Below are 24179 nucleotides of genomic sequence, written 5' to 3' on the forward strand. Positions count from 1 at the left end.
AGGAGCACACCGATGGACGTGCCGATGCTCAACGACCAGGCCATGACTCGTGACAGCCTGTACGGGACTGCCGCCGAAAGCACCTACGCCGGGATCACCAGTTTCATGCGTCGTCGCTACAGCCGTGATTTGCGCGGCGTCGACGTGGCCGTCAGCGGGGTTCCGTTCGACACGGCCACCAGTAACCGTCCGGGTGCGCGTTTCGGGCCTCGGGGGATTCGCGCCGCGTCCACCGGGATCGCCTGGGAGCGCCACTGGCCGTGGGCGTTCGACCCGTTCGATCATCTGGCGGTGATCGACTACGGCGATTGCGACTTCGATTACGGTTCACCGCACACCATCCCGGAAAGCATCGAGGCGCATGCCGAACGCATTCTTCAGGCCGGCAGTGCCATGCTGACTTTCGGTGGCGATCACTTCATCACCTATCCGCTGCTCAAGGCCCATGCGCGTAAACACGGCGCGCTGTCGCTGATCCACTTCGATGCGCACAGCGACACCTGGCCGGACGAGGGCGGCAAACGCGTCGATCACGGCACCATGTTCTGGCACGCGGCCAGGGAAGGGCTGGTAGATCCGGCGCGCTCGGTGCAGATCGGTTTGCGCACCACCAATGACGATCATCAGGGCTTTGCCGTGCTCGACGCCCGCCAGGTGCATCGGCGTGGCTGCGAGGCGATTGTCGAGGCGATTCGCGCGCGGGTCGGCGATCACCCGGTGTACCTGACGTTCGATATCGACTGCCTCGATCCGGCCTTCGCTCCGGGTACCGGCACTCCAGTGTGTGGCGGGTTGAGCACGGTGCAGGCGCTGGAGATCCTCGGTGGCTTGCGCGGAATCAATCTGGTGGGCATGGACGTGGTGGAAGTGGCACCGGCCTATGATCATGCAGACGTGACGTCACTGGCAGCGGCAACCCTGGCCATGGAAATGCTCTGCCTCTACGCCGCCCGACATAAAGTCGACCTCTGACACCCCACAACCCCTGTGTAGGAGCTGCCGAAGGCTGCGATCTTTTGATCTTTAAAACAAAATCGAAAGATCGCAGCCTCGTTGCACTCGACAGCTCCTACAGGGATATATACTGCCGCGCATGACTTTCGACTCTCCTCTAAGCGCCTGGCAATACGCGATCGAGCACAAGGGGTTCATCCAGGATGAAGCCCAGGAACATGCGGTCTGGGCGCTGCAAAAATGCCATGAAGCCTTGCATGCCGGTGCCCGTTCGGTCTCCGGCGTGTATTTGTGGGGCCCGGTCGGGCGCGGCAAGACCTGGTTGATGGATCAGTTCTATCAGAGCCTGCAGGTGCCGGCCCGACGGCAGCACTTTCATCATTTCATGGGCTGGGTGCACCAGCGCTCGTTCCAGTTGACCGGGATCGCCGATCCGCTGCGAGCGCTGGCCAAAGAGCTGGCGGCGCAAGTGCGGGTGCTGTGTTTCGATGAGCTGTTCGTCAACGACATCGGCGACGCGATCATCCTCGGACGCCTGTTTCAGGTGATGTTCGACGAAGGCGTGGTGGTGGTCAGCACCTCCAACTTGCCGCCGGATGAGCTGTATGCCGACGGCTTCAACCGTGACCGGTTTGTCCCGGCGATTGCCGCGATCAAGGCGCACATGCAAGTGGTGGCGGTCAATGGCGCCGAGGATCATCGCCTGCATCCGGGGGCGGGCCAGCAGCGGTATTTTGTCGTCGCGCCGGGACAAGACAGTGCGCTGCAGCAGGTCTTCCAGTCGCTCAATGCCGGGCAGCCCGCCAGCGCCGAGCCGGTGCCCGTCGGCCATCGTGTGCTGAACGTGGTGCAAGCCAGTGCGACGGTGCTCTGGTGCCGCTACGCCGATCTCTGCGAGCAACCGTTTGCCGCGATGGACTTCATCGCGCTGTGCGACCGCTATCGGTCTATTCTGTTGAGCGACGTGCCGAACCTCAGCGCGCAGAAGCGCGAAGGGCGTATCGCTCGCGGTACCGAGGATGGCTCGGCGCAGGTGGTGGCCGGCGACCGCGAACTGCCGCAACTGTCGGTGCACGACGACGGCGTGCGTCGCTTCATCGCCTTGGTCGACGAGTGTTACGACCGTAAAGTCCCGCTGTACATCGAGGCGCAGGTGCCGATGGCAGCGCTGTACACCGAAGGGTATCTGGAATTCCCGTTCCGGCGCACCCTCAGCCGATTGCAGGAGATGCAGCTGCAGCGTTTTGCCGAATCCTGAGCGAAGAGGGCGCGAACATGAGCCAACCGCTGTCGCATCATTTACTGACCATGGCCTACCAGAACGCGTGGGCCAATCACCGCCTTGGCAACGCCTGGGCCCAGCTCGACGCTGAGGCTCTGGCAGCGCCTCGGGTGAGTTTTTTTCCGAGCATCCGCCTCACGCTCAATCACATCCTGACGTGCGACTGGTTCTACGTCGACGCGCTGGAGCGCGAGTTGCGCGGTGACGAGCCGCATCCCGACTGCTATGTGTTTTTCGAACGTGACGAGCCGTTTACCGAGGCCTCTGCGCTGCGTGAAGAGCAGGCGCACGTGGACCGTCGGTTGATCGCTTATTGTGAGCAACTGCGCGATGCCGATCTGGGGCGGATCGTCACCATCGCCCGGGAAACGCCGCAGCACGACAGTCGCCTGCGCATGCTTTCGCACCTGTTCGAGCATCAGATCCATCATCGTGGGCAAGTGCATGCGATGCTCAGCGCAACGTCGGTGAAACCGCCGCAGCTGGATGAGTTTTTCTGCGCTGGCGAGAGCGGCCTGCGTGCTCAGGATTTTGCCGAACTGGGTTGGACCGAGGAGCTGATCTGGGAGCGCTGACGCTGGAAAATCAAAAGATCGCAGCCTGCGGCAGCTCCTGCAGGCGTTTGCTATCAGCGTTTCTCCGGTTGTGGCCCATGGCAGCCTCGCGTTAAGGTCGAGGTGCCTTTCAGGTGCGCACCTTGCACGCCGGGGCTTTGATCGGGGATGGAAATGGATTCCGCAGAAATTCTTGTGCTGCAAGCCAGTTACACCAATCCACTGCACGCCGAAGCCATCGGCATTGTGCTCAATCATTACGCAGAAGACCCGATGGGCGGCGGCCATTCGCTTGACCCGGAACTGCTGCGTCGTCTACCTGAAGAGCTGGCCCGCCGGCCCCACGCCTTCAGCGTGTTGGCGTTTGTCGGCGGTGAACCGGCAGGGCTGGTGAACTGCTTTGAAGGGTTCTCGACGTTTGCCTGCAAACCGCTGGTCAATGTTCATGACGTGGCGGTAATTTCGAAATTTCGCGGCCTCGGGCTGAGCCAGAAAATGCTGCGCAAGGTCGAGGAAATCGCCCGTCAGCGCGGCTGCTGCAAGATCACCCTGGAAGTGCTCGAAGGCAATGCGGTGGCGCAGAACGCCTATCAAAAGTTCGGCTTCGCCCCTGGCATGTTCGACCCGGAACATGGCCGCATGCTGTTCTGGATCAAGGATCTGCAGGTATAAAAAAAGGCGCCCCACACAGGGCGCCCAACTGTCGTCTCCGAGGCCAGAGCGGAGCCATCGGAGGTCCATCGGTTGCTCGGTGAATCAGTTGCGATAAGACTCGGTGACTTGCGCGGTCTGATCGTTCGGAACCTTCAGTTCCGCTGCTTTGCTGTCGTTCGGTTGTTCACTTGGCGCGGGGTGGACCGGGAAGTTGTCGTAGTAATGCCGCATGCGTTCGGCGCCGCCCTCGGCAAAGGCGCTGGCGGAACCGAGGGCGAGTAGCCCGGCAAGAATGGCGGTGGTGGTTTTCATGGTGCCTCCTACTGAAAAACGTGGGAGCCGTTCGTCCATGAAGCAGATCTCGGGGCACAGTGTCCCGGCGGGGAATTAACTCGGGGTTAACAGCGGTGGCGAGGGGGAGGTGATGCATTGCGCTTCACCTTGCGAGTGGGGCCGCTACGCGACCCATCGGGGATGAATCCCCTCGCCACAGGGGGTTTATTTGAGCCTGTTCGCTCAGAGCTTCCAGTCCAGGCTCAGCGTCACCGTGCGCGGGTCGCCCCAGTACACGCCGTTGTAGAAACCGACGTTGTCGTAATACTTCTTGTCGAACAGGTTATCGACGTTCAGCGATGCCGACAGGTGCTTGTCGAATTCATAACGCGACATCAGCTTGACCACGCTGTAGGCCTGCTGAGTGATACGCGCCGGTTCGGTGATGATCCGGCCGTTGGCGCCGCGCCCGATCGGGCGGTTGGCCGCGCCATAGACGTCGCTCTGCCAGTTCACCGCGCCACCGACAGTCAGTGCGTGCCAGTTGCCCGGCAAGCGATAGGCCGTGGACAGCCGCAGCATGTTCAGCGGTTGAGCGGTGTTGCTGCGCTGTTTTTCACCGTCGACGGAATGGGTGTAGGTGTAGCCGGCGGTCATGTTCCAGCCATTGAGGATTTCGCCGGACACTTCGGCCTCGAAGCCATTGACCTTGTTGCCCTTGCCGCCGGACTTGAAAAACTCCTCGCCACTCACCGGGTCTGGTGGCACCGAGTTGTCGCGCTCGGCGACGTTGTCCTGTTTGCTCCAGAACACTGCCGTCGCCAGGTTCAGACGTTCATCGAGCAGGCTGCCCTTGAGCCCGACTTCGTAGTTGCTGCCAACCACGGGGTCGAGGTAATTGCGGTTGCTGTCGCGTTTACTCTGCGGTTTGAAAATGTCGGTGTAGCTCACGTAAGCCGTGTACTCCGGCGTCAGGTCATAAAGCAGGCCGGCGTAGGGCGTCCAGATATCGTTCTGACGCTGATGGGTGGCATCGGTGCTGGTCAGTTTTTGCTGCGCGTCATAGTAGTAATCGGTGCTGGATTCGTCCCAGCTGCCATAGCGGCTGCCGATGACGGCATGCAGCTCATCGGTCAGGCTCAGGCGGGTCGCGAGGTAACCGGCCTTTTGCCGAGTGATGCCTCGCGCGCCCGGCAGGCCGGTAACGGTGTCGGCGAATTTGCCGATGTCACCCATGTATTTCCAGTCGCGGATCTTGCCGTAGTCGGTGGCTTGGGGGCTGTTGAAAGCGTAGGGTGAAGTCGAGCGGTTTTCCGCCTCGCCGTAGCCGAACATCATCTCGTGTTCGCGGCCGAACAACTGGTACGGCCCCGACAGGTTGAAGTCGTACACGCTCATTTTCTGCGTGCCGAGCATGTGCCCCATGTAGGCCGTCATGCCGCTGCGGTCGGCCTCGGGAAAACCGGAGCCGCCGTAATAGACCTTGCCGTCGGTATCACTTTCGCGGTGGGTGTAGGCGGCCTTCAGCTTCCAGCCATTACCCAATTGCTGGTCCAGGGTAACGAACGCGGTCTTGTCCTTCAGCGGCCAGGAACTCCAGGATGTCGCCATGTTGGTCGACCGGCCGAGGCCAGCCTTGCTGCCGTCGGCGTTCCAGTAAGGCACGGTGCCCCAGGACGTGCCCTGAACCTGCTTGTCCTGATAGTCATAACCGACGGCGAGCACCGTGGAATCGGTCAGATCAGCCTCGAGAATGCCGTAGCCGACCTCGCGTTGCAGCGCGTATTTGTCACGGAACGATTGGCTGTCACGATAGGCCAATACCGTGCGCCCGCGCAGCCGGCCGTCGAAAGCCAGCGGCCCACCAACATCGACATAGCTGTAATAGTTGTCATAGCTGCCACCGCTGACCCCGGCCAGTGCCTGCAACTGGGCAGTCGGGCGTTTGCGCACCATGTTGATGGTGGCGGAGGGATCACCGGCGCCGGTGGTGAGGCCGGTCGCGCCGCGGACCACTTCGATGCGGTCGTAGATGATGGTGTCCGAATCCGACTTCATGCGCCCGAAGGTGTTGAGCATTCCGTCGATCTGGAAGTTGTTGATCGGGTAACCTCGCGCCGAATAGCTGACTCGGTCCGAGTCGTTGTGTTGCACGACGATACCGGTGGTCTGGCGCATGGCTTCGGACAATGTACCGAGCTTGAAATCATCCATCTGCTGGCGCGTGACCACGGACACCGATTGCGGGGTTTCCTTGATCGACAGGTTCAGCCGCGTTGCGGTGCTCATCGCGCCGGTGGTGTAGGAATGGGTGTTTTCGGTATTGAGGCCGAGGCCTTCAGCGCTGACGCTGGTGGCGTCCAGTTCCAGCGCCTGGGCGGCGGATTGTGGCGCTGTTTCAGGGTCGGTTTCAGCCAGCAGATCGGGACTCAACGTCATGCTGAACAAGCCGACAGTCAAGGTCATGGAACGGGTAATGGGCGCGAACATCGCAGCCGACTCCTTGTCTTCGAGGGAAAAAATCCGTTGGTTCAAAGACGAGGTGCAGCCCGACGATTTAGTATCAAACAAGAAATATTATTATTTGGACATATTTCCCGACTTCGCCGAGACGGGCGAAAAGCTGCGCACGGCGCTTGCCCAATGGGCGGCGGCGGGTATGCTGTTGGCCTGCCGAGGAGATAGCAATGGCCTACGATTTTGACCTTTATGTGATTGGTGCCGGTTCCGGCGGTGTACGTGCAGCGCGCTTCGCGGCCGGTTTCGGCGCGAAAGTGGCGGTGGCCGAGAGTCGTTATCTGGGCGGTACCTGCGTCAACGTCGGCTGTGTGCCGAAGAAACTGCTGGTGTACGGTGCGCATTTCGCCGAAGACTTCGAGCAGTCGTCCGGTTTCGGCTGGAGCCTGGGGGAAGCCAATTTCGACTGGGCGACCCTGATCGCCAACAAAGACCGCGAAATCAATCGCCTCAACGGCATTTATCGCAACCTGCTGGTCAACAGTGGCGTGACCCTGCACGAAGCCCACGCGAAGATCGTCGGCCCGCATGAGGTCGAGGTCAACGGTGAGCGCTTTACCGCGAAAAACATCCTGATCGCTACGGGTGGCTGGCCGCAGATTCCAGAGATTCCGGGGCACGAACACGCGATCAGTTCCAATCAGGCGTTCTTCCTCAAAGAGCTGCCGAAACGGGTACTGGTGGTCGGTGGTGGTTACATCGCGGTCGAGTTCGCCGGGATTTTCCACGGCCTGGGTGCGAACACTACGCTGCTGTATCGCGGCGATCTGTTCCTGCGTGGTTTCGATGGCTCGGTGCGCAAGCATTTGCAGGAAGAGCTGACCAAGCGCGGTATGGATCTGCAGTTCAACGCCGACATCGCGCGCATCGACAAACAGCCAGACGGCAGCCTCAAGGCGACCCTCAAGGATGGCCGTGTACTGGAAGCCGACTGCGTGTTCTACGCCACGGGCCGCCGTCCGATGCTGGACAACCTGGGCCTGGAAAACACCGATGTGCAGCTCACCGACAAGGGCTTTATCAAGGTCGACGAGCAGTATCAGACCAGTGAGCCATCGATTCTGGCGTTGGGTGATGTCATCGGTCGCGTGCAGTTGACGCCGGTTGCACTGGCCGAAGGCATGGCGGTGGCGCGGCGCTTGTTCAAGCCGGAGCAATATCGTCCAGTGGATTACAAGATGATCCCGACGGCGGTGTTCAGTCTGCCGAACATCGGCACTGTCGGCTTGACCGAAGAAGAGGCGCGGGAAGCGGGGCATGAAGTGGTGATTTACGAGAGCCGCTTCCGCCCGATGAAGCTGACGCTGACCGAATGTCAGGAGAAAACCCTGATGAAACTGGTGGTCGACGGCAAGACCGACAAAGTGCTCGGTTGCCACATGGTCGGCCCGGATGCGGGTGAAATCGTGCAAGGTCTGGCGATTGCTCTGAAGGCTGGCGCGACCAAGCGTGACTTCGACGACACAATCGGGGTGCACCCGACGGCCGCCGAAGAGTTCGTCACTATGCGTACGCCGGTCGGCGCTTAAGCATCCTTCGCTTTGCCTGTGTCTGGCGCTGCTGCAACGGTAGCCGCCAGACGCAGGCTGTCTTCCAGGCTCGCTTGAGTCTTGGTCAATTCCTTTTCCAGTGACTGATTGAGCTGCCGCTGTTCGTCGGCATCCTGTTTCAGCGTCTGACTCTCCAGCAGGGCCACGCGCAGGCGTTCCTGGAGGAGGGTGCGTTCGTTGTCGACGCGACTGGCTTGCTCCAGCAACTGATCCTGACGCTGGTTGCTGTGCTTGAGCTGATCCTGCATCTGGCTCAGTTCGCGCTGGGTACCACGGTTTTCCGTGAGCAGACGTTCGTTGTCGCGATGCAGCTGGGTGATCTCGTCCTGACGCACCAGCGCACTTTGTTGCGCCTGGCGCAATTCCATCTGCAATTGCTGAAGCTGGCCTTCGTGACGGGCCTGTTCCTGCTCGCGCTGTTCTTTTGTGGCATTGCGATAATGTTCGAGAGCATCGCGGGCGTGCAAATGTTTTTCTTCCAGCGAGCGGATCTGCTCGTCCTTGTCCTGCAGGCGCAATTCGAAGTCGGCCAGCGCCTGGTTGAGTCCGGCGTTGCGGGTTTGTTCGGTCTGCAACATTGATCGGGTTTCTTTCAGCGCTTCGGATTCCTTGGCCAGCGCCGCGCCTTGAATGTCGTGCTGTTGTTCCAGTTGCTCAAGTGCCTGGCGTACCTGTTTGAGTTCCGCCTCCAGCGTTTCACGCTGCTCTTCGAACTGCTCGCGCGCTTGTTCGATGGGCTCTTGTGCCTGTTCTTTCAGGCGCTGGGCGAGGCGTGAGACCAGTGCCGTCAGCTCATCGTTGATCGGTTCTGCGGACGCTTCTACCGGTTGGCTACCGTCATCCAGCTCTTTCAGATAGCGATGGATCGTGGTTTTCGAACCGGTGTTGCCCAGTTCGATGCGTACTGCATCGATGCTGGGGTGTTCGCCTCGGGCCAGAATCGCTGAGCGCGCGATCTGCACCACTGCTTTGTTAACGCCACCACGGGCCATTTTAACTCCTATCATTACGTACTGTGGTACATGCCACCAAAGTACGCAGTGTACCACGCTTAAAATAAAGTTAAATGCTTGATTAATCACAGGCGGGATATACTGGTATTACCCAATGTCAGGTGATTAAATTGCTTTTTTGCGCCCTGAATCAGTACGCCAGCGAGAACACTGCCCATGAGCGAGATCGATCGCTATCTGCAAGCCGCCACCCGTGACAACACCCGCCGCAGCTATCGTTCGGCGATCGAGCATTTCGAAGTGAAGTGGGGCGGGTTCCTGCCGGCGACGGCCGACAGCGTGGCGCGTTATCTGGTCGAGCATGCCGGCGTGCTGTCGATCAATACGCTGAAGCTGCGCTTGTCGGCGCTGGCGCAGTGGCACAACAGTCAGGGTTTTGCCGATCCGACCAAGGCGCCGGTGGTGCGCAAGGTCTTCAAAGGCATTCGGGCGCTGCATCCGGCGCAGGAAAAACAGGCCGAACCGCTGCAATTGCACGATCTGCAGCAAGTGGTCGACTGGCTTGAACAGGAAGTCCGCAGTGCGCGGCAGCAGCAAGATCGCCCGCAGTTGCTCAAGGCCTGTCGCGACCGGGCGCTGATCCTGCTGGGCTTCTGGCGCGGCTTTCGCAGCGATGAGTTGTGCCGTTTGCAGATCGAGCATGTGCAGGCGCATGCCGGCAGCGGCATCACCCTGTACCTGCCACGCAGCAAGGGCGACCGCGAGAACCTTGGGCAGACGTATCAGGCGCCGGCGCTGCTCAAGCTGTGCCCGGTGCAGGCTTATATCGACTGGATCACCGAGGCGGCACTGGTACGCGGTGCGGTATTTCGCGGCATCGACCGCTGGGGACATCTGAGCGAGGAGGGCTTGCACGCCAACAGTGTTATTCCACTACTGCGTCAGGCGCTGGAACGCGCCGGCATCCCGTCCGAGCGCTACACCAGCCATTCCCTGCGTCGCGGCTTTGCCACCTGGGCGCATCAAAGTGGCTGGGATCTGAAATCCTTGATGAGCTATGTCGGCTGGAAGGATATGAAGTCAGCCATGCGCTATGTTGAAGCGAGCCCCTTTCACGGGATGGCTCGGATTACGGATAAGCCGGCTTTGTCGTAGATATGGTTTTCTTCTATTAATACAGTCAGCTAATAGCGAAAACAAATCAGCAGCATCAGGTTTGCCAATGAGCCATCCGTCAAGTGAGTGGGTAGGATTCACCCATCGAATTCACAACCCTGACGGAGAGTCATCAATGCCTATCATCAACAGCCAAGTAAAACCGTTCAAAGCTACCGCGTTCAAAAACGGCGACTTCGTACAAGTCTCGGACGCTGACCTGAAAGGCAAATGGTCCGTAGTGTTCTTCTACCCAGCCGACTTCACTTTCGTTTGCCCAACCGAGCTGGAAGACCTGGCCGACAACTACGCTGCGTTCCAGAAACTGGGCGTGGAAATCTACAGCGTTTCGACCGACACCCACTTTGCCCACGCTGCCTGGCACAACACTTCGCCAGCCATCGGCAAAATCGAATACACCATGATCGGCGACCCGACCCACGTCATCTCCCGCAACTTCGACGTGCTGATCGAAGAAGCTGGTCTGGCTGACCGTGGCACCTTCGTGATCAACCCTGAAGGCCAGATCAAAATCGTTGAACTGAACGATGGCGGCGTTGGCCGTGACGCTTCCGAGCTGCTGCGCAAGATCAAGGCTGCTCAGTACGTTGCTGCTCACCCAGGCGAAGTTTGCCCAGCCAAGTGGAAAGAAGGCGAGGCCACTCTTGCTCCGTCCCTGGACCTGGTCGGCAAGATCTGAGTCTGTGAGACACGCAACACAGGGCGGGACTCCGCACCTACTTCAGTAAGCTGCACCGCCCATTGAAAAAGCCCGGGCGAGATTCGCTCGGGCTTTTTTTCGCCTTGAAAAAAGACACAGGAGATCGCCCGTATGTTGGACGCCAATCTTAAAGCCCAGTTGAAATCGTACCTGGAACGGGTCACCCAGCCGATCGAGATCGTTGCTTCCCTCGACGACGGTGCGAAATCCCGGGAAATGCTTGACCTGCTCAAAGACGTTGCCAGTCTGTCGAGCCAAATTACCCTGATCGACAGCGGCACCGATGCGCGCAAGCCGTCGTTCTCGATCAATCGCCCGGGTGCCGACATCAGCCTGCGTTTCGCCGGCATCCCGATGGGCCATGAATTCACGTCGCTGGTGCTGGCCCTGTTGCAAGTCGGCGGCCACCCATCGAAAGCCAGTGCCGAAGTGATCGAGCAGATCCGCTCGCTCAAGGGTGAGTTCAGCTTCGAAACCTACTTCTCGCTGTCGTGCCAGAACTGCCCGGACGTGGTCCAGGCGTTGAACCTGATGGCCGTGCTGAACCCGAACATCCGTCACGTCGCCATCGATGGCGCGCTGTTCCAGGACGAAGTCAACGATCGCAAGATCATGGCCGTGCCGAGCATCTACCTCAACGGTGAAAACTTCGGTCAGGGCCGCATGGGCCTGGAAGAAATCCTCGCCAAACTCGACACCGGCGCCATCGAGCGTCAGGCCGAGAAGATCAGCGCCAAGCAAGCCTTTGATGTGCTCGTAGTTGGCGGTGGCCCGGCCGGTGCTTCGGCCGCGATCTATGCCGCCCGTAAAGGCATCCGCACCGGTGTGGCGGCCGAGCGATTCGGCGGTCAGGTGCTGGACACCATGGCCATCGAAAACTTCATATCCGTGCAGGAAACCGAAGGCCCGAAACTGGCCACGGCGCTGGAAGAACACGTCAAGCAGTACGACGTCGATATCATGAACCTGCAGCGCGCCGACAAGCTGATTCCCGGCAAGAATGGCGAGTTGCACGAAGTCCATTTCGCCAGCGGTGCGACCCTGAAAGCCAAGAGCGTGATCCTGGCGACTGGCGCACGCTGGCGTGAAATGAACGTGCCGGGCGAGCAGGAATACCGCAACAAGGGCGTGGCGTACTGCCCGCACTGCGACGGTCCGCTGTTCAAAGGCAAGCGTGTGGCGGTGATTGGCGGCGGTAACTCCGGCGTTGAAGCAGCCATCGACCTGGCCGGTATCGTTTCCCACGTGACGCTGCTGGAGTTCGACGTGCAACTGCGTGCCGACGCGGTGCTGCAACGCAAACTGCACAGCCTGCCAAACGTCACCGTGATCACCAGTGCGCAAACCACTGAAGTCACCGGCAATGGCGAGAAGGTCAACGGCCTGCGTTACAAGGATCGCAAGACTGACGAACTGCGCAGCGTCGAGCTGGAAGGGATCTTCGTACAGATCGGTCTGCTGCCGAACACTGACTGGCTCAAAGGCACCATCGAGCTGTCGCCACGCGGCGAGATCATCGTCGACAACCGTGGCGAGACGTCGATCCCGGGGATCTTCGCGGCGGGTGACGTGACTACCGTGCCGTACAAGCAGATCGTGATTGCAGTGGGCGAGGGCGCCAAGGCTTCCCTCAGCGCGTTCGATCACTTGATCCGTACTTCGGCGCCGGCGTAAACGTCGATCGCTGAAACGCAAAAACCCATGAGCGATCATGGGTTTTTTTATGGGTGAAGCAAAAGATCGCAGCCTGCGGCAGCTCCTACAAGGAATGTGTAGGAGCTGGCGAAGCCTGCGATCTTTTTACAGCGGTGCAGGCTGGATGATTTCTACCCAGTAGCCATCCGGGTCCTTGATGAACGCCAGGCTTTTCATGCGGCCATCGGTCAGGCGCTTCTGGAAGTCACAGCCCAGCTCTTCAAAGCGCGCGCAAGCCGCAACGATGTCCGGCACCGAAATGCAAATGTGACCGAAACCGCGCGGGTCGGTGTTGCCATTGTGATAAGCAAAGTCGGCGTCGTTTTCGGTGCCGTGGTTGTGAGTCAGTTCGAGGATGCCGGGAATCGACTTCATCCACTCGGTGCGGGCCGCGGCGTCGGCCGGGATCTGCGCCTTGTCGACGAGGGCGAGGAAGTACAGGCTGAATTCGGCCTCCGGGAAGTCACGCTTTTCAACCAGCGAGAAGCCCAGGACGCGGGTGTAGAAGTCCAGGGACTTGGTGATGTCCTTCACACGCAACATAGTGTGGTTGAAGACGAAGTTGCGGGTTGCGCTGTCTGGCGTGGCAGTGACGCCGGGGAAAGTGTTCAGTTCGTGCAGGCTCATAGGCCCTCCGTAACAATGGGGCGAGTGAATGGGCGCAATGATACGCATGCGGGGCGGCATCGCCAAACCGAATGCGCGGCTTGCTCTGTGGGCGACCGGGCCTCAGACTTTGCTGCTCAATCTGCGAGTGCCTCTGGTAATGATCCGACCGTTCAACGTGCTATTCGTTTGCCTTTTCTCGTCGCTGCTGGCTGCTCCCGCATGGGCCGATCAGCCGAGCATCACCTGGCCTGCGGGGTGGGAAATCCAGGCATTGCCCGACACGCCGCCGCAGGTGTCGCGCCAGCGTGCGGTGAAAAACGACGCTGATGGCAATCAGGTCATGGTGATGGAGTTGACCATGACTCAGGTCGAAGCTGGCCATCAGGTCAATGTGCCGGGCGTGCTGCTGGAGATGCGCAAGTCGATTCAGAAAGACTTTTTCCAGGGTGGTTATCAGAGTGTGTGCAATAAGGTGCACCCGACGAAACTCGGCGCCCTGGACGCACTGGAAACCACCTGTACGATCACTGAAAATGGCCGACATGTGTTGTCGCAAACATTGGTTGCGGCGGTCGGGGCGGATAAGGCTTATGTACTTTCTTACGCGGGTCAGGCTGAGATTTATAAGGCCAGCGCTGACGAAATAGTCGCCGTGAGAAACAGCTTGAAACTTTAAGCCTCTGTTTCACCTCGGCCAGGTTAGATACCTCGAAGGCATTAAGCACAAAGTTTAGCAGCGGTGACCGTCGCAACATCCCGGCATGAGTTTTTTAGCCTCACGTCTTGTGGGTGTTAAAGCGGGTTGATAACTAGCGCGGGGGAAATCGTTGCTTTTGTTAGATATTGTCGAAAAAAAGCCCTGCATACAGCAGGGCTTGTTTTTTGGCGCAAGATTAACCGCGCAACCAGGAATCAACGGTGGCTGCACCGTATTGTTCCTTCCAAGCTTTCAAGCCACGGTGGTTGCCGCCCTTGGTTTCGATCAGTTCACCGGTGTGCGGGTTCTGATAAACCTTGACCACGCGAGCGCGGCGGGTTTTTGGTGCGGCGGACACTTGCAAGCCGGACTTGGACGGATTCGGATCGAGAATGGCGATGATGTCTTTCAGGCCTTTGCCGTAGGTTTTCATCAGCCCCTGGAGCTTTTCTTCGAATTCGATTTCTTTCTTGAGCCCGGCATCGTTCTTCAGCGATTCCAGCTGCTTGAGCTGTTCCTGAAGGGCCTTTTCAGCTGCACGAAATTCAGCGAGTCTGGACAATATCTTTACTCCAATAGTGTGTTTGGCTGATACCAACCGCAAACAAAGCTATAAGCCAAGAGCCTTGAAGCGACTCGGTGATAATGGCTCACCTGTCAATCTTGCACAGGCTGAAAAAATTGTAGTAGTTAATGCGCCAAGAGTAAATCCTGATCTTGTCGTCATGTAACAACAGTGGTGTTTTGTATCAATTTGGTGCGTCGGGTCGAAGCGTCGGGCTTAATTTATTTTTAGTTAACGATCACTTAATGCAGCGATGAAGTCGGCGCCGGGCATGGGTTTTCCGAACAGATAGCCTTGCAGGAAGTTGACGTGGTGTGCGGTCAGGTAGTCAGCCTGTGCCGGAGTTTCTACACCTTCGGCAACAATACCCAGATCAAGCTTGGCCGAGAGTTCGATAATCGTGTCCAGAATATGCCGCGACAGCGCATCAATACCGATCATCGCGACAAAACTCTGATCGATCTTGAGAAAGTCGACATTGAATTTTCGCAGGTAGCCCAGGCTTGAATGCCCGGTGCCAAAGTCGTCGATGGCGATCATCACGCCGAGCGTGTGCAACTGCTCGAACAACTGGTGCGTGACGTCGGTCGGCTCGATCAATTGGCGCTCGGTCAGCTCCAGCACCAGGTTGATACTGCCGGGGGCAAACCCGGCGAGAAATTCGCGACAGTCCTCCACTAGCTCCAGGTCCTGGCAGTGACTGGCGGTGATGTTGATGCCGATATGGAACGGTTGGTCGAAGTCCACAGAAAGCGGGCCAAGCAGGGCGGCAGTCTGTTGCATCAGCGAACGGGTCATGGGCACGATCAGCCCCGAATGTTCAGCGAACGGGATGAACAGGTCCGGGCGCACCAGACCTTCCTTGGGGTGTTTCCAGCGCATCAGCACTTCGGCGCCGGACCATTTCCTGCTGTCACCATGCACCACTGGCTGAAAGTAAGGGATGAACTCGCCGGCCTCCAGAGCGCGGAGCATTTCATGGCTGGGCGAGGTGGCGCGTCGTTGCAGGACGTGAGCGATCGCGCCCGAGATCACCCCGAAAAAGATCAGCAGGCTGAACAGCGGTGGGTATTCGGCGGCCATGTAGCGCCACGTTTGCCCTTGCGCGAACCCTGCGCTGACACTGAAGGCATAACGTGAAGACACCAACGTACTTTGCGCTATCGGCAGCGGCGGGAGGGCGCCCTGATGCACTTTGCCATCAGCCGACAGCCAGTTGTCGCCGACCTGCAGCACCAACTGCGTCTGCCGACCGATCAAGCGCAGGATGTTGCTCAAGTGATAGCCATCGAGCGTAGTCAGCGCGCTACCGCGACCTTCGCTGAGCCGATACACCAGCAGCGCGGTGTCGGGCGTGACGGGGTTGCCATTCATCAACCACAGTTTGCCTTGCGCATAGTCGCCCGGGTTCACGGCTTCCTTGAAATCACCGAACAGCGAGCTGCAATAGAGGTTGTTGTCCCACACCAGGTTGGTCGAGCGCACGAAAGGCCGGCGGGTCACCTGTTCGCGCAAAGCCAGTTTTACGCTTTCGCAGGGCTGGCCTGCCAGGGGCAATAATTCGCTGGCGGCCTGGGCGGTGTTGTCGAGCATCAGCTCGAATTGGCGCAACGCCTCATCGGCGGTGTTTTGCGTGCTCTGCTGCAAGGCCCGTTCGGCTTGCATATACAGAATCCCGCCGCCCAGCAGGACGGGCAATACACCGCAAAGCAGGGTCACCAAAATGCGTACGCTACGTTTGCGGCGGGGTCTGACGGTCAAGGGCATAGGCGCATCCTGTTGCGATGAGGTGGAACGCTCGAATGCAGGCCTGGCAACGGCGCACCGGTGAAGAACAGCGGAGTCAGAAGGGATGATAGATGGCTGCTGGCGCTTGTGCCGCTCACGGCTGATTGATCTGCTTGGCGAGTTCGATAAAGGCCCGCGTGGCGGGCGAAGCCTGACGCTGATCGAGAACAGCGAGGCCGATCAGACGTTGCACCGCCGGCAACAGCGGCTTCTTCACGTAGCGCGGCGCTGGATCGTCTGGCAATGAGCCTTCGGCCACGACCGTGACTGCATCGCCCCGGCTGACGACGTCGAGTGTGCTGAGCAATTGCGAGCAGCGGTAGCGAATGTTCGGTTGCAGGCGCGCGGCAGTGAACAGGCGTGAAACCAGTTCCGCTGAACCGGCCTCGGTCAGCACAAAGGGATCGGCACACAAATCCTGAAGGCTCAGCGCCGCGCTTGCGGCCAGTGGATGACCGAGCGGGAGCAGGGCAACCATCTGGTCTTCGACCAGCGCAAAAGTGTCGAAGCGCTCCTCGGGCAACACCACGAAACCGACGTCGATTCGCCGCTCTTCCAGCCACTGCAGCACCTGCCGGTCCGGCCCCTCATCGATGTGCACTTCTATGCCGGGATGGACTTGGCGATAGCGCCGCAGAATTCTCGGCAGCAACTTGATCGACGCCGTCGGGCCGAACGAGCCAATGCGCAGCGTACCGCTTTTCATGCCCCGCGCATCGGCCGCCTCCTGGCGCAGCGTGTTGGCCAGGCCGAGCATGGCGCGTGCGCGCTGGAGCAACTGTTCGCCGATATCGGTGAGCTCCACTTGCGACGGGTGTCGGCGCAACAACTCGACGCCCAACTCCTGCTCCAGTGATTTCATGGCGTGGGATACCGCTGACTGCGAAATCCCCTGACGATGGGCGGCGAGGGTGAAACCGCGCAGTTCCGCGACCAGTGAGAAGATCTCCAGTTGCGTGAGGGTCATGAGTGTTTGCTCATTTTACGATGACAAAGGATGAAGTGAATGATACGCCATCCTTTGGCTTCTCTGGTTTGGAGCGTCATGCACAACGTGGAGCAAACTCGCAATAACGTTTCTTATCGGTCGGTTTATCTGACGCTGGCAGCAGTGACCATGATTTGGGGCGGGACCTTTGTTGCCGGGCGTTATCTGGCGGGCAGCCTCAGCCCGCTGTTCGCCGCCAGCCTTCGCTTCCTGCTCGCCAGCGTGGCGTTGCTCGGGTTTGTGTGGATTGCGCGTATCCCGCTGGCACGACCGACGCCTCGGCAATGGCTGCAATTGACGCTGCTGGGGTTCTTCGGGATTTTTTTCTACAACCTCTGTTTCTTTTATGGCCTGCAGTACATCAATGCCTCGCGCGCTTCGTTGATCGTTGCGTTGAATCCAGCCGTGATCGGCCTGGCTTCCTGGCTGTTGTTCAAGGAGCGCCTGGGCCGGGTGAAAGTCGCCGGCATCGCCCTGTGCATTGGCGGCGCGAGTCTGGTGATCGTCAGTCGCAACCCGCAATTGCTCGCCGTGACACCGAATGCCTGGATCGGCGATTTGTTGATTCTCGGTTGCGTAGCGGGCTGGGGCATTTACTCGCTGTTTTCCCGCGAGTTGAATCAGGCACTCGGACCGCTGCAGACAGTGACGTTTTCGGTATTGATCGGCTGCGTGATGCTGTTGGTGCTGGCAACACTGCGTGGCGAGATGAGAGCGGCAGCCTTGCTCAACCTCGACGCGCCGCAATGGCTGAGCCTGATCTACCTCGGCGTGTTCGGCTCGGCATTGGCTTACATCGGCTACTACGACGGCATCCGCAAAATCGGTGCGACCCGTTCCGGCGTGTTCATTGCCCTCAATCCACTGACTGCAGTGCTGCTCGGCGCGCTGTTGCTTGGCGAACAACTGACCTTGACTCTGTGCCTTGGCGGCGCGCTGGTGCTGGCGGGAATTTACCTGTGCAACAAACCCCTTGCACCGATGCGAAAAAGGCGGATTTTATAGAGAGGGCAGACAACCCTATTTACGCTGTGTAGAATCCGGTTACGCATACAATAATAAACGTCTTCTGGCAGCAGAAGCCTCGCCCGCAAGAGCCTTGGGTCGACAATGAAGATATTCGGGTTTCAACTGATCTATGGTGACTTCCTCGCCCGCAGTGTGCGAGGCATCTCCTGCGCACCACCCGCCGGTCTCAGCATTACTGACAACTAACTCTGGTTAATTGATAAGAATGATGAGGCGTCACCATGGCAGATTTATACGAAAACCCAATGGGCCTGATGGGCTTTGAGTTCATCGAGTTCGCATCGCCGACTCCTGGCACCCTGGAGCCGATCTTCGAGATCATGGGCTTCACCAAAGTCGCGACCCACCGTTCCAAGAACGTGCACCTGTACCGCCAGGGCGCGATCAACCTGATCCTCAACAATGAACCGCACAGCGTAGCGTCGTACTTTGCCGCCGAGCATGGTCCGTCGGTCTGCGGCATGGCGTTCCGAGTCAAGGATTCGCAGAAAGCCTACAACCGCGCCCTGGAATTGGGTGCCCAGCCGATTCATATCGAAACCGGGCCGATGGAGCTGAACCTGCCGGCGATCAAAGGTATTGGCGGCGCGCCGCTGTACCTGATCGACCGTTTCGGCGAAGGCAGCTCGATCTATGACATCGATTTCGTGTTCATCGAAGGCGTTGACCGCAACCCGGTCGGTGCCGGCCTGAAGATCATCGATCACCTGACCCACAACGTGTACCGCGGCCGCATGGCCTACTGGGCCAACTTCTACGAGAAGCTGTTCAACTTCCGTGAGATCCGCTACTTCGATATCAAAGGCGAATACACCGGCCTGACCTCGAAAGCGATGACCGCACCGGACGGCATGATCCGCATCCCGCTGAACGAAGAGTCGTCCAAGGGCGCCGGGCAGATCGAAGAGTTCCTGATGCAGTTCAACGGCGAGGGCATCCAGCACGTGGCGTTCCTTACCGACGATCTGGTCAAGACCTGGGATCAGTTGAAGAAGATCGGCATGCGCTTCATGACCGCGCCGCCGGACACTTACTACGAAATGCTTGAAGGCCGTCTGCCGAACCACGGCGAGCCGGTGGATCAACTGCAATCGCGTGGCATCCTGCTCGACGGCTCGTCGAACCCGGACGACAAGCGTCTGCTGCTGCAGATCTTCTCGGAAACCCTGATGGGGCCGGTGTTCTTCGAATTCATCCAGCGCAAGGGCGACGATGGTTTCGGCGAGGGCAACTTCAAGGCGCTGTTCGAATCGATCGAGCGTGACCAAGTGCGCCGTGGTGTACTCGCAACCGAGTAAGCCATGAAAAAGCCTGGCTTATGCCAGGTTTTTTCAAGATCAAAAGATCGCAGCCTCCGGCAGCTCCTACATTTGGAATGAGTTTTCCTGTAGGAGCTGCCGGAGGCTGCGATCTTTTGCTTTAAGACCTGCGTTGTCGCATCAGGTGTTTGAAGCCTTCGAAGATCAGCACCACAACGGCGAGCCAGATCGGAATGTAGGTCAGCCACTCGCCGGCCTTGATACTTTCACCGAGCAACAGCGCGACACCGAGCAGCAATACCGGCTCGACGTAACTGAGCAGACCAAACAGGCTGAATGGCAACAAGCGGCTGGCAATGATGTACACCACCAGCGCCGACGCACTGATCAAACCGAGCAGCGGGATCAGCCAGAGCAGGCCCGGATACTGATCGAACACGGCAAAGCCTTGCTCGCCACCGCGTACAAACCAGTACGCCACCGGCAGCATCAGCGTCATGTCGACCCACAGACCGCCGAGGTTGTCGGTCTTCAGGCGTTTGCGCAGCACGAAGTACAGCGGGTAACCGACCACAACCACCAGGGTCGCCCAGGAAAAACCGCCGACTCGATACAGCTCGTTCGCCACACCCAGCGTGGCAAAGAACACCGCGATTTTCTGCAGGTACGACAGGCTGTCGCCGTAGACGATGCGCCCGGTCAGCACCATCGCCAGCGGCAGCAGGAAATAGCCCAGCGACACGTCGAGGCTATAACCGTTGAGCGGCGCCCACATGAACAGCCACAACTGCACGCCGAGCAACGCTGCCGAAACGATCAGGCCACCTGTCAGCTTCGGAGAGCCGGCCACGCGCCGCAGCAACTCCAGCACCCGCCGCCATTCACCGGAGACCAGCATGAACACGGTCATGCACGGCACGGTCAGCAGCATCCGCCAGCCAAAGATTTCCACGCCGCTCAACGGGGTGAGCAGCGAGGTGTAGTAATACATGACGGCAAACAGCACCGAAGCTGATACCGATAGAGCGATACCTTTAGACAAACTGTCCTCGCGGGTGGGTGATCAAACAGGGCGCGCAGGATACGTGGTTTTTGTGCTGAATATTGGCCGAGTGCTCAATATTTCCCACATTCTGAAGATAAGCACAAAACCAGTGGGAGCGAGCCTGCTCGCGAAAGCGGTGTGCCAGACAACGCAGATGTTGAATGTGCCGGCCTCTTCGCGAGCAGGCTCGCTCCCACAATGGATTTGTGTTGCCCTCGTAATCTGCTGACGCCGCTGATGCCCGGCTTGTGAGGCTTTCAGGCCTGACGCGGTTTACGGCCCGACACAAAATGGCTCACATCATTGAACCCCGGTGTCGACGCGTGCCCCGGGGTCACCAGCGAGTCGATAAACGCTTCATCCTCCGCCGTGATCTGCACCGCCTGCGCCTTGGTGTAAGCATCCCACTGCTGCTCGGTGCGCGGCCCGACGATCGCCGAAGTCACCGCACTGTTGTTCAGCACCCAGGCAATTGCGAATTCGACCATGCCCACGCCACGGCCTTGGGTGTACTGCTGGATCTGCTGAGCAATGCGCAGCGATTCAACCCGCCATTCGGTTTCCAGAATGCGTTTGTCCTGACGCCCGGCGCGGCTGTTGGCATCCGGAGTGACATCGGGTGCGTATTTGCCGCTGAGCACGCCACGGGCCAGCGGGCTGTAAGGCACCACGCCGAGGCCATAGGTCTGCGCGGCGGTGATCTGTTCGGTCTCGGCCTGGCGGTTGACGATGTTGTACAGCGGCTGGCTGATCACCGGGCGGTCGATACCGAGCTTGTCAGCGATGCGAATCACCTCGGCGATGCGCCAGCCGCGATAGTTCGACAGGCCCCAATAGCGAATTTTACCCTGACGAATCAGATCGCCAATCGCCGACACGGTTACTTCCAGAGGGGTGTTGTGGTCCTCGCGGTGCAGGTAATAGATGTCGAGATAGTCGGTACCGAGGCGCGTGAGGCTGGCTTCCAGACCGTTGAAGATGTGCTTGCGGCTCAAACCGCTGCGGTTTGGCACGCCGTCCGCCGGGCCGAAACCGACCTTGGTTGCCAACACCCATTCGTGACGATGGCGGGCAATCGCTTCGCCGACGATTTCTTCCGAACGACCGTTGGTGTAGACGTCGGCGGTGTCGATGAAATTGATGCCCTGATCCCAGGCCTTGTCGATGATGCGCAGCGAATCCTCGGCGCTGGTCTGTTCGCCAAACATCATCGTGCCGAGGGTGAGGGTGGACACCTGCAACCCCGAGTGCCCCAGTGTGCGATAACTCATGCCGAAATCCTTTTATCGGTGGGAAAGCTTCCATCAAATACCAGAAGCGTCCGCCGGGGCAAAGTGAATTATCGGCTCAGTGCCGCGCAACGCGTCTGCAAAAACGCCTGCAGCACTCGAACGCGTTCGGACACTTGCACCCGATGCGGGCAGAGCAGATTGAACGGCACGCTCTCGCCATGCCAGTCATCGAACAGCGTCAGCAGGCGTCCGCCGCGCACGTCCTCGGCGATGTCCAGCCACGCCTTGTAGGCAATGCCATGCCCGGCCAGCGCCCAGCGCCGCGCGACTTCGCCGTCATCGCTGAGATAGTCACCGTGGACTTCAACTTCCAGCGTTTCGTCCTCGCGACTGAAGCGCCAGGTGTTGTAAGGCCGGCCGTTGCGCCAATAGAGCAGGGCGCTGTGCTCGTTCAGTTCGCCGGGATGTTGCGGGGTACCATGGCGAGCCAGATAGTCCGGGCTGGCGCAGGCTACCCGTCGATGCGCCGGCAGAATCGGCAGCGCCACCAGCGTCGAGTCGCTGGGCACGCCGAAGCGCAGCGCGACATCCACGGTTTCGCGAAACAGGTCGGCGTGCCGATCGTTTAGCAGCAGTTGCAATTGAATATTCGGGTGTTCGCGTTTGAAATCATCCAGCCATGCCAACAACACGTTGCGCCCGAAATCCGACGGCGCCGCCAGTTGCAATACCCCGCTGAGGCCTTCGCCGTGTTGCTTGAGTGCCTGTTCGCCTTCGGCCAGGGCGGACAAGGCGATGCGTACACTGTCGAGATAGCGCCGACCTTCTTCGGTCAGGCGCATGCTGCGGGTGGAGCGCGCGAGCAGGCGGAAACCGAGTCGGGTTTCCAGGCGCTTCAACGCAATGCTGGCGGCGGCCGGCGTCAGTTCCAAAGCACGGGCGGCAGCGGAGATGCTGCCGGAGTCGGCCACGCGGACGAAGATCTCCAGATCGAGAATCGAGCTCATTGGTAAAAATCCTTTAAAGATCTGCGCTTTATTGCGGGATTTTTACGTGATTGGCAAGTTCGGGCGTTGCAATCAGTAAAGAAAAAAGATCGCAGCCTGCGGCAGCTCCTACATGGAAATACGCGTTTTCCTGTAGGAGCTGCCGCAGGCTGCGATCTTTTGATCTTAAAACGTGATGATTAAGCCCGCAGAGTCCGCGTCATACGCAGCGCCAGCAAACTCCCGCCAACAATCACACCCGCCAGCAGATACAACGCGGCATCGGTCGACCCGGTGCTGTCCTTGACCCAACCCACCAGGTACGGGCTGAGGAAACCGGCCATCTGCCCCATCGAGTTGATCAACGCCAGTCCGCCGGCCGCGGCGCCCGCGCTCAACAGCGCGGTCGGCACTGGCCAGAACATCGGCAGACCGGTCAGCGCGCCCATGGTCGCAAGGGTCAGGCCGAGGATCGCGATGGCCGGGTTGGCGGCGAAGTTCACCGCGATCAGCAGGCCGAGGGCGCCCATCAGCATTGGCACCACCAAATGCCAGCGACGTTCTTTGCGCAAGTCCGCCGAACGCCCGACCAGCAGCATGAACACCGCCGCCAGCAGATACGGAATCGCGCTCAACCAGCCGATCACCAGGTTGTCGCTGAAACCGAGGTTTTTGATGATCGACGGCAGCCAGAAGTTGATCGCGTACACGCCGCTCTGGATGCAGAAGTAGATCAGGCCAAACGCCCAGATCGCCGGGTTCTTGAATACCGCGAGCAACGAGTCGGAGGTGGTTTTCGGTTTGTTCGCCAGGTCTTCGGCCTGATCGGCTTCAAGCACCGCGCGCTCGTGCGGGCTCAGCCACTTGGCGTTGGCAAAGCTGTCACTCAGCAGGAAATAGGCGAGGGCGCCGAGGATCACGGTCGGAATGCCTTGCAGCAGGAACATCCACTGCCAGCCCGCCAGTCCACCTTGGCCGGCGGCGAAGTGGTTGAGGATCCAACCGGAAAATGGGCTGCCGAGCAGGCCCGAGACCGGGATCGCCGACATGAACAGCGCCATGATCCGCCCACGGCGAAACGTCGGGAACCATTGCGAGAGATACAACACCACACCGGGGAAGAACCCGGCTTCGGCCGCACCGGTGAACAGGCGCAGGGTGTAGAACTGGGTCGGGGTGGTGACGAACAACAGACAGGTCGATAGCGTACCCCACGTGATCATCATCAGTGCGATCCAGCGCCGTGGACCGAACTTGGTCAGCGCGAGGTTGCTCGGTACGCCGCACAGCACGTAGCCGATGAAGAAGATCCCGGCGCCGAGGCCGTACACGGTTTCGCTGAATTTCAACGCGTCGAGCATCTGCAGCTTGGCAAAGCCGACGTTGACCCGGTCGAGGTAGTTGAACAGGTAGCAGATGAAAATGAAGGGAATCAAACGCAGGGTGATGCGTTTGTAGACGGCGTTTTTACCGTCGTCGATGGTCTGGGTAGCTGCGGCGCTCTGCGACATAGCGGCTCTCTCTTTATTATGATTTTTTGCGATGCACAGGTTAACGTTGATCGCCCTGAGAGTCTCGGCCACCTGTGGCCGGATTGTCTTTGTGCCTGAGCACAGGGTTTACCGCCAGACCCTGTGCGGGTGAACAACCGTCCGCCGCCGTTGCTTAAGGAT

Annotated in this window: 23 protein-coding genes; 12 read left to right on the plus strand and 11 right to left on the minus strand. The window is 59.4% G+C overall.

All coding sequences use genetic code 11. The annotated features are described in order from the left end of the window. The first annotated feature begins 12 nt into the window (after positions 1 to 12). From speB to ACM6HV_RS14215, 4 genes are all read left to right on the plus strand, one after another. Positions 13 to 972, plus strand: coding sequence for an agmatinase (gene speB / locus ACM6HV_RS14200; RefSeq protein ID WP_414904505.1), 960 nt, complete (start codon positions 13 to 15; stop codon positions 970 to 972). Between the two features lie 121 nt (positions 973 to 1093). Further along, on the plus strand, positions 1094 to 2212 hold the full coding sequence (gene zapE / locus ACM6HV_RS14205) for a cell division protein ZapE (RefSeq protein ID WP_414904506.1): 1119 nt from the start codon (positions 1094 to 1096) through the stop codon (positions 2210 to 2212). A 17-nt stretch (positions 2213 to 2229) separates the two neighbouring features. Continuing rightward, positions 2230 to 2811: a DinB family protein gene (locus tag ACM6HV_RS14210; RefSeq protein ID WP_414904507.1), complete on the plus strand. Its 582-nt coding sequence runs from the start codon at positions 2230 to 2232 to the stop codon at positions 2809 to 2811. A 153-nt stretch (positions 2812 to 2964) separates the two neighbouring features. After that, the gene (locus ACM6HV_RS14215; RefSeq protein WP_414904508.1) at positions 2965 to 3462 is read left to right on the plus strand and encodes a GNAT family N-acetyltransferase; all 498 of its coding nucleotides are present in this window, start codon (positions 2965 to 2967) and stop codon (positions 3460 to 3462) included. 84 nt (positions 3463 to 3546) lie between these two features. On the opposite strand, the gene ACM6HV_RS14220 is transcribed toward ACM6HV_RS14215, so the two are convergent. Further along, positions 3547 to 3756, minus strand: coding sequence for a hypothetical protein (locus ACM6HV_RS14220; protein WP_414904509.1), 210 nt, complete (start codon positions 3754 to 3756; stop codon positions 3547 to 3549). A 204-nt stretch (positions 3757 to 3960) separates the two neighbouring features. Continuing rightward, positions 3961 to 6207: a TonB-dependent siderophore receptor gene (locus ACM6HV_RS14225; RefSeq protein ID WP_414904510.1), complete on the minus strand. Its 2247-nt coding sequence runs from the start codon at positions 6205 to 6207 to the stop codon at positions 3961 to 3963. On the opposite strand from ACM6HV_RS14225, the gene ACM6HV_RS14230 reads away from it, so the two are divergent. Both ACM6HV_RS14230 and gorA read left to right on the plus strand, forming a co-directional pair. Next, a complete protein-coding gene (locus ACM6HV_RS14230; protein WP_414904511.1) occupies positions 6194 to 6421 on the plus strand; it encodes a hypothetical protein in 228 nt (75 codons plus the stop codon). The genes ACM6HV_RS14225 and ACM6HV_RS14230 overlap by 14 nt on opposite strands. After that, positions 6405 to 7763, plus strand: coding sequence for a glutathione-disulfide reductase (gene gorA / locus ACM6HV_RS14235; protein WP_047602277.1), 1359 nt, complete (start codon positions 6405 to 6407; stop codon positions 7761 to 7763). Before ACM6HV_RS14230 ends, gorA begins: the two co-directional genes overlap by 17 nt. Here the strand turns inward: gorA and ACM6HV_RS14240 are convergent. Next, positions 7760 to 8776, minus strand: a complete 1017-nt coding sequence (locus ACM6HV_RS14240) for a DNA-binding protein (RefSeq protein ID WP_414904512.1) — start codon at positions 8774 to 8776, stop codon at positions 7760 to 7762. The genes gorA and ACM6HV_RS14240 overlap by 4 nt on opposite strands. A gap of 177 nt (positions 8777 to 8953) precedes the next feature. Between ACM6HV_RS14240 and ACM6HV_RS14245 the strand changes: the two genes are divergently transcribed. From ACM6HV_RS14245 to ahpF, 3 genes are all read left to right on the plus strand, one after another. Next, positions 8954 to 9892 carry a site-specific integrase gene (locus tag ACM6HV_RS14245; protein ID WP_414904513.1) on the plus strand — a complete coding sequence of 313 codons (939 nt, stop codon included), beginning with the start codon at positions 8954 to 8956 and terminating at the stop codon, positions 9890 to 9892. A 136-nt stretch (positions 9893 to 10028) separates the two neighbouring features. Then, entirely contained in the window at positions 10029 to 10592 is a 564-nt protein-coding gene (gene ahpC / locus ACM6HV_RS14250) for an alkyl hydroperoxide reductase subunit C (protein ID WP_003224621.1), read from the plus strand. A 132-nt stretch (positions 10593 to 10724) separates the two neighbouring features. Further along, positions 10725 to 12287: an alkyl hydroperoxide reductase subunit F gene (gene ahpF, locus ACM6HV_RS14255; protein ID WP_414904514.1), complete on the plus strand. Its 1563-nt coding sequence runs from the start codon at positions 10725 to 10727 to the stop codon at positions 12285 to 12287. 126 nt (positions 12288 to 12413) lie between these two features. Here ahpF and gloA read toward each other — a convergent pair whose 3' ends face one another. Beyond that, positions 12414 to 12935 carry a lactoylglutathione lyase gene (gloA, locus tag ACM6HV_RS14260; protein ID WP_007963339.1) on the minus strand — a complete coding sequence of 174 codons (522 nt, stop codon included), beginning with the start codon at positions 12933 to 12935 and terminating at the stop codon, positions 12414 to 12416. A gap of 139 nt (positions 12936 to 13074) precedes the next feature. On the opposite strand from gloA, the gene ACM6HV_RS14265 reads away from it, so the two are divergent. Next, positions 13075 to 13593: a DUF4946 domain-containing protein gene (locus tag ACM6HV_RS14265; protein ID WP_186448518.1), complete on the plus strand. Its 519-nt coding sequence runs from the start codon at positions 13075 to 13077 to the stop codon at positions 13591 to 13593. A 217-nt stretch (positions 13594 to 13810) separates the two neighbouring features. Here the strand turns inward: ACM6HV_RS14265 and ACM6HV_RS14270 are convergent, their stop codons facing one another. The 3 genes from ACM6HV_RS14270 to ACM6HV_RS14280 all read right to left on the minus strand — a co-directional run bounded on the left by ACM6HV_RS14270 (position 13811) and on the right by ACM6HV_RS14280 (position 16934). Then, positions 13811 to 14176 carry a histone-like nucleoid-structuring protein, MvaT/MvaU family gene (locus ACM6HV_RS14270; RefSeq protein ID WP_003224630.1) on the minus strand — a complete coding sequence of 122 codons (366 nt, stop codon included), beginning with the start codon at positions 14174 to 14176 and terminating at the stop codon, positions 13811 to 13813. A 234-nt stretch (positions 14177 to 14410) separates the two neighbouring features. Then, complete coding sequence (locus tag ACM6HV_RS14275; protein ID WP_414904515.1) at positions 14411 to 15946, minus strand: EAL domain-containing protein; 1536 nt, start codon at positions 15944 to 15946, stop codon at positions 14411 to 14413. Positions 15947 to 16061: 115 nt separating this feature from the next. Continuing rightward, complete coding sequence (locus tag ACM6HV_RS14280) at positions 16062 to 16934, minus strand: LysR family transcriptional regulator (protein ID WP_414904516.1); 873 nt, start codon at positions 16932 to 16934, stop codon at positions 16062 to 16064. A 78-nt stretch (positions 16935 to 17012) separates the two neighbouring features. Between ACM6HV_RS14280 and ACM6HV_RS14285 the strand changes: the two genes are divergently transcribed. Together ACM6HV_RS14285 and hppD are read left to right on the plus strand one after the other, a co-directional pair. Continuing rightward, complete coding sequence (locus ACM6HV_RS14285; RefSeq protein WP_414904757.1) at positions 17013 to 17960, plus strand: DMT family transporter; 948 nt, start codon at positions 17013 to 17015, stop codon at positions 17958 to 17960. Positions 17961 to 18205: 245 nt separating this feature from the next. Beyond that, positions 18206 to 19282, plus strand: coding sequence for a 4-hydroxyphenylpyruvate dioxygenase (gene hppD, locus ACM6HV_RS14290; RefSeq protein ID WP_041067161.1), 1077 nt, complete (start codon positions 18206 to 18208; stop codon positions 19280 to 19282). Positions 19283 to 19403: 121 nt separating this feature from the next. Here the strand turns inward: hppD and rarD are convergent, their stop codons facing one another. The 4 genes from rarD to ACM6HV_RS14310 form a co-directional block, all read right to left on the minus strand. After that, positions 19404 to 20285, minus strand: a complete 882-nt coding sequence (rarD, locus tag ACM6HV_RS14295; RefSeq protein ID WP_414904517.1) for an EamA family transporter RarD — start codon at positions 20283 to 20285, stop codon at positions 19404 to 19406. 260 nt (positions 20286 to 20545) lie between these two features. Next, positions 20546 to 21559 carry an aldo/keto reductase gene (locus tag ACM6HV_RS14300; RefSeq protein WP_414904518.1) on the minus strand — a complete coding sequence of 338 codons (1014 nt, stop codon included), beginning with the start codon at positions 21557 to 21559 and terminating at the stop codon, positions 20546 to 20548. Positions 21560 to 21627: 68 nt separating this feature from the next. Next, a complete protein-coding gene (locus tag ACM6HV_RS14305; RefSeq protein WP_414904519.1) occupies positions 21628 to 22527 on the minus strand; it encodes a LysR family transcriptional regulator in 900 nt (299 codons plus the stop codon). A 179-nt stretch (positions 22528 to 22706) separates the two neighbouring features. After that, positions 22707 to 24017: an MFS transporter gene (locus tag ACM6HV_RS14310; RefSeq protein ID WP_041063709.1), complete on the minus strand. Its 1311-nt coding sequence runs from the start codon at positions 24015 to 24017 to the stop codon at positions 22707 to 22709. Positions 24018 to 24179 lie beyond the last annotated feature (162 nt).

The sequence above is a fragment of the Pseudomonas sp. IT-P260 genome (assembly GCF_949768395.1).
Lineage (GTDB): Bacteria > Pseudomonadota > Gammaproteobacteria > Pseudomonadales > Pseudomonadaceae > Aquipseudomonas > Aquipseudomonas parakoreensis.